This window comes from Methanococcoides seepicolus (assembly GCF_023684405.1).
Taxonomy (GTDB): domain Archaea; phylum Halobacteriota; class Methanosarcinia; order Methanosarcinales; family Methanosarcinaceae; genus Methanococcoides; species Methanococcoides seepicolus.
This window is the reverse complement of record NZ_JAGSOI010000101.1, coordinates 1-4963: the sequence shown is the minus strand read 5'-3', so window position 1 is coordinate 4963 and position 4963 is coordinate 1. Positions and strand designations below refer to the sequence as shown.

The following is a 4963-nucleotide window of genomic DNA, read 5'->3' as shown; positions in this document are numbered from 1 at the left end:
TAATACGTTTACCTTTGATCTGATAAGTTCCATTACCTACAACATTACCTTTTCCAGTAAGGCCATAGTATTCACAGTCTTCATTAGGACAAGCAACATCATTAAATTTTGGTTTTGGTCCCCGTTTCCCCATGATATATATGTATATGATTCACATTACATAATATCAACTAAATATTGATGGACTACCCTTTTATTCGAAAAATAAGAAACATATATTAGTTCTCACACCAATATTTGTTCAAAGAAAAGATCGGTGATATATCATTCCTCCAGTTATCGTAGGCAAAGATGTCAGAAAAGAATTTGGCGAGTTCACGGCTGTAGATAGTGTTGCTTTTTCTGTCGATGAAGGGGAGCTGTTCGGCTTTCTGGGACCCAATGGAGCTGGAAAGACAACCACCATGCGTATGATACAGTGTATCTCCCCGATGACATCGGGCACACTGGAGGTCTTTGGGATGGATGTGAACGTTCATCAGCGGGAGATCAAGTTCAAGATGGGTGTTGTTCCTCAGGAGAATAATCTCGATCCTGACTTTACGGTCTATGAGAACCTTTTGATCTTCTCGCGTTACTTCGACATCCCTGAGGATGAGGCTAAAAAAAGAGTGGACGAACTCCTTGAGTTCGTGCATCTGGACGAAAGACGGGATACCATGACCGACTCGCTTTCAGGTGGTCTGAAAAGGCGTCTTGTGTTGGCAAGGGCACTGATCAACAAACCAAGGTTGCTGATACTTGATGAACCGACGGTGGGGCTTGACCCCCAGTCAAGGCATCTTATGTGGGACAAGCTCAAAGGTCTCAAGAAACAGGGCGTCACGATCGTGCTCACAACACATTATCTTGAAGAGGCCTCTCAATTATGTGACCGGCTTGTCATCATGGACAATGGAAAGATACTCGTTGAGGGCAGTCCCACAGATCTCATCCAGGAATACATTGGTCCTGCAATAGTCGAGACCGATAATGATCCTAATACCATCTCCTGCCTTGATGTTCATCAGGCAAACTATGAGGTGCTCGGGGAGGAGATCCAGATATATACTGATAAGCCGCAGGAGATAACCGACCATCTCTTGTCGGAATGTAAATTGACAAGTGTCACTGCCCGCGCTGCGACGCTTGAGGACGTTTTCCTGAAACTGACAGGAAGGAAGCTCAGGGAGTGAGAAGATGGACATAGGCATGTATTTCAAACCCCCGGAATTAACATCCGGAGCCTTCAAGGTCTGGCGGCGCAACAAGGATGTTTTCATGAAGAACGTCAAATTGAATTTCCTGCCCCCGTTCATTGAGCCTTTGCTCTACCTTTTTGCCATGGGCTTCGGGTTAGGCCTGTTCATCGAGGAGATAGACGGTGTACCCTATGCAAAGTTCATAGCCCCGGCACTGATCTCGGTCTCTGTGATGTATGGTGCTTTTTTTGAGTGCAGCTATGGTTCTTATGTGAGGATGTACTACCAAAAGACCTTCGATGCCATCATTGCAACTCCTTTGAGCATCGAGGATGTCATAATCGGAGAATTGCTGTGGGGTGCCACACGCAGCACGATAAGCGCCACATTGATGCTCCCGGTAATCGCATTGTTCGGACTCATCACTTTTCCCCATTCACTGTTGATCATCCCATTCGCTTTCCTTGCAGGTCTGCTCTTCGCAGGCATTGGAATGAGCATTGCAGCAGTGACCCCGAACATAATGTCCATCAATTATCCCATACTGCTTTTCATCACGCCGATGTTCCTCTTTAGCGGAACGTTCTTCCCCCTTAACGTACTGCCTGAAATTGTCCAGTACGTCGCACTGGCAATATTGCCACTGACCCACGTTGTAATTATAATAAGAGCACTGACCTTCGGAGCACCGGGCTGGTTCCTGCTGACAAATCTCCTGTGGATAATAGTCGTCTGCGCAATAGTTTTTGTCGTTTCGGTCAATCTGATGAAAAAAAGGCTGGTCGTCTGAGATTCACACTCACTTTTTCTTTGAGGAAGAGCTTTCCGTATCCATACATCTACGGCTACTCTCACATCCGAGACTGCGTCTGTAATCGGACCTTATCTCCTTTTTTGCAGTTTCGATCAGAAGTTCATCGAGTTCCTCTTCGGTCAGCTCGCATGGGTCTTCGTCGGTTTCTTTTTTGTTGGGCATTGGTGTGTTCAAATTCTAGTTTTTAAACTTTTATTTTTAGATATCGTAAAAGTAATTTGTACGCAATTTATTTACTAAATATAAAAGACTCACCAAACTTATTTTTAATATTAATTTAAAATCTATAATTTTAATTCAGGTGTTAATCCACTAATTTGTAAAAATTTATATTCAGCACCAGCTAAATTTTATATAGAAGTAATTCTTTAATAGTTATGCGGTTGCATAAGCTTCCTTCAAAAATTTCATTCTATTTTCACTATGAGTTTGGTTAATATGACATCAGACGAAAAAATTGCAGAGCTTAAATGCATAGTATCAAAAATAAAGCAACAGAATCGTTTGAAATTTGTAGGTATTGTTTTTTCTCCTTTAATTATAGGAATATTCTTAATTAGAAGTGCCACTAAAAAAAAGACTGAACTAATAAATTTGAAAGATAATATTCTAGATGAAGTTGAAAATGAGACTAAAATCCGAATCAATGAGTTAATTTGTACCTATGATTCAATAAATGATACATTTTTTATATATCGTAAAAAAGCTGAATTAGTTGGAAAATGTGATTTATACCTAACTTATCTTCAATTTTTCAAAAAAAATAAAATGCTTTTTAATGATAACTTCAATAGTTTTATTAGTGAATCTATTAGCATAATTGTTTTATTAAAAGACAATTTTGAAAATTATGATAATAGTTATTTTATTGAAAAAAGAATTTTAGAATACGACTATTTGTTTAAAAAATCTCCTTTTCCATTAGACGATTCTCAAAAAGTTTCAGTAATAACAGATGATACTCATAACTTAGTAGTTGCGGGAGCAGGTTCTGGAAAAACCGAAGTTCTGATTACAAGGATTGCATACCTTATAGATCGAAAACCGGATACAATAGATTGTGAGAAAATTCTTATTTCTTGCGTTTCAAAACAAAGCTGCTAGGGAAATACATGATAGATTAGATACAAGATTCGGTTTTGATGTCAAGGTAAAAACATTCCATTCATTTGGTCTGGAAATTTTACGGGAAGTTTTCAAAAAAGTACCTACAATTGCTGATGAAACTGAACAAAGAAATTTAGTTTTATCAATTTTTAACGACGAAAAAAAGAACAATAAATTTCAAAATGAGATTGTTAACTACATGAAAACATATGGGGATAGCGAAATATACAAGTCAAAATCAGATTTTGACGAAAAAGAAGTGTATTATGAATATATGCGAAACCTAACTTACACTGCTTTAGATGGTACAAAAGTAAAAAGCGAAGCTGAGAGAGAAATTCTGAATTTTTTCATTACACATAATCTAAATGGTAGAAGAGTAAAAGTTCTCTATGAAAATTTGGCTAAATGGATGGAGTACAATAAAGAGAATGGAGACACTCAAATTCCAAAACCTGATTTTTTCTTTCCAGAATATAATATTTATCTTGAGCATTGGGCCATTGATGAAAATGGAAATGTTCCAGAATGGTTTGAAGGACAAAATCCTGCAAAAACATACAAAGAAGGTATGGACAAGAAAAAAAAGAAATTTGCAGAACAAGAAAAATATTTGTTAGTAGAAACTACTCACAAAGATTTTAAACATGATAACTTCATCCAAATTTTAGAAACTAAAATACTAAATGCACTAAATGCACTAAATGAAAAAAACACTGAAAAAAGTTTCGAGTTTATACCTATTTCATATGATAAACTCGTAAATCGGGTATGGAAAGAATGTGTAGTTTCTGTAAAAAAACTTCCTTATGATATAGGTAGCTTCATAACTATAGCTAAAACATACAATTTATCTCCAGCAGAAGTGGAACAAAGAATTAATAGTGAACTTTGGTCTCCAAAACAAAGAGAATTTGCAAATATAGCTTTAAAGATTTATTCAATTTATGAAGATAAATTACGATATGAAAACAAAATTGATTATTCAGATATGATAAACCTTGCTGTAAAAAATCTCAAGCAAAAAGAAAATCTATACAAAAATAGTTTTGACCATATTCTTATTGATGAATATCAAGATATCAGTTCACAAAGGTATGATCTTATTAATTCCTTAATGGCCAAAAATGATAATTGTAAATTATTTTGTGTTGGGGATGATTGGCAAAGTATAATGTCTTTCTCAGGTTCGAATCTTGATTTTTTCGTTCATTTTGATAAATATTTTGATCATCCTGCAGTAACCTATCTTAATGTAAACTATAGAAGTTGCAAATCAATAGTAGATACAGGATCCGAAATTATAAAACACAATGGAAATTCTCAACTTAATAAGAAAACTTCCGCCAAAAATAAAACCATGGTACCTATAAAAGTTTATGTTTCAGTCCACACTTCTAAATTTGTGGATAATTATTATACACAAATTGCTCAACATTGTGTAAGTACCATAAAAGAATACTTGCAAAATGGGTACGATCCACAAGACATAATGATTCTTTCTAGAATAGCCAAGAGTCCCATAATGATAACTAAATTAAAAGAATATTCGTAACTATTCAGCCATCCTCACGTATTTGATATAAACTTAGAATACTCAACACAATTCCATCAGTGCTTGATATTGATTTTACCAAAAAACAATATACTATGCCTCTATTTTAGTCACTCCCTGAAATTCAACCTGGTTTTACCAGGCACGAGGTGATTGATTACGAAACGCAAAGAAATCCTAGCAGTTTATGAACAAGGTCCAGAAGCAGTTGTTACTCTTGTCACCACGTTATACGACATAATTGCTGAACAACAAAAGATCATCGAGTTACAGGCTGCTAGAATAACAGAACTCGAAGAACGAGTT

Annotated in this window: 5 protein-coding genes and 2 pseudogenes; 5 read left to right on the top strand and 2 right to left on the bottom strand. The window is 36.1% G+C overall.

Annotated elements, in window-relative coordinates; translation table 11 throughout:
* Positions 1–133 (bottom strand): annotated as a pseudogene (locus KDK67_RS14700) (IS1 family transposase); the annotation flags it as partial.
* 130 nt (positions 134–263) lie between these two features.
* On the opposite strand from KDK67_RS14700, the gene KDK67_RS13515 reads away from it, so the two are divergent.
* Together KDK67_RS13515 and KDK67_RS13510 are read left to right on the top strand one after the other, a co-directional pair.
* The gene (locus KDK67_RS13515) at positions 264–1175 is read left to right on the top strand and encodes an ABC transporter ATP-binding protein (RefSeq protein WP_338101272.1); all 912 of its coding nucleotides are present in this window, start codon (positions 264–266) and stop codon (positions 1173–1175) included.
* A gap of 4 nt (positions 1176–1179) precedes the next feature.
* Positions 1180–1971: an ABC transporter permease gene (locus tag KDK67_RS13510; RefSeq protein ID WP_250869383.1), complete on the top strand. Its 792-nt coding sequence runs from the start codon at positions 1180–1182 to the stop codon at positions 1969–1971.
* Positions 1972–1980: 9 nt separating this feature from the next.
* Here KDK67_RS13510 and KDK67_RS13505 read toward each other — a convergent pair whose 3' ends face one another.
* Positions 1981–2157, bottom strand: a complete 177-nt coding sequence (locus KDK67_RS13505; protein ID WP_250869382.1) for a hypothetical protein — start codon at positions 2155–2157, stop codon at positions 1981–1983.
* Between the two features lie 276 nt (positions 2158–2433).
* On the opposite strand from KDK67_RS13505, the gene KDK67_RS13500 reads away from it, so the two are divergent.
* The 3 genes and pseudogenes from KDK67_RS13500 to KDK67_RS13490 all read left to right on the top strand — a co-directional run.
* On the top strand, positions 2434–3099 hold the full coding sequence (locus tag KDK67_RS13500) for a UvrD-helicase domain-containing protein (RefSeq protein ID WP_250869381.1): 666 nt from the start codon (positions 2434–2436) through the stop codon (positions 3097–3099).
* Complete coding sequence (locus KDK67_RS13495) at positions 3056–4657, top strand: UvrD-helicase domain-containing protein (RefSeq protein WP_250869380.1); 1602 nt, start codon at positions 3056–3058, stop codon at positions 4655–4657. Before KDK67_RS13500 ends, KDK67_RS13495 begins: the two co-directional genes overlap by 44 nt.
* A gap of 153 nt (positions 4658–4810) precedes the next feature.
* Positions 4811–4963 (top strand): annotated as a pseudogene (locus KDK67_RS13490) (IS66 family transposase); the annotation flags it as partial.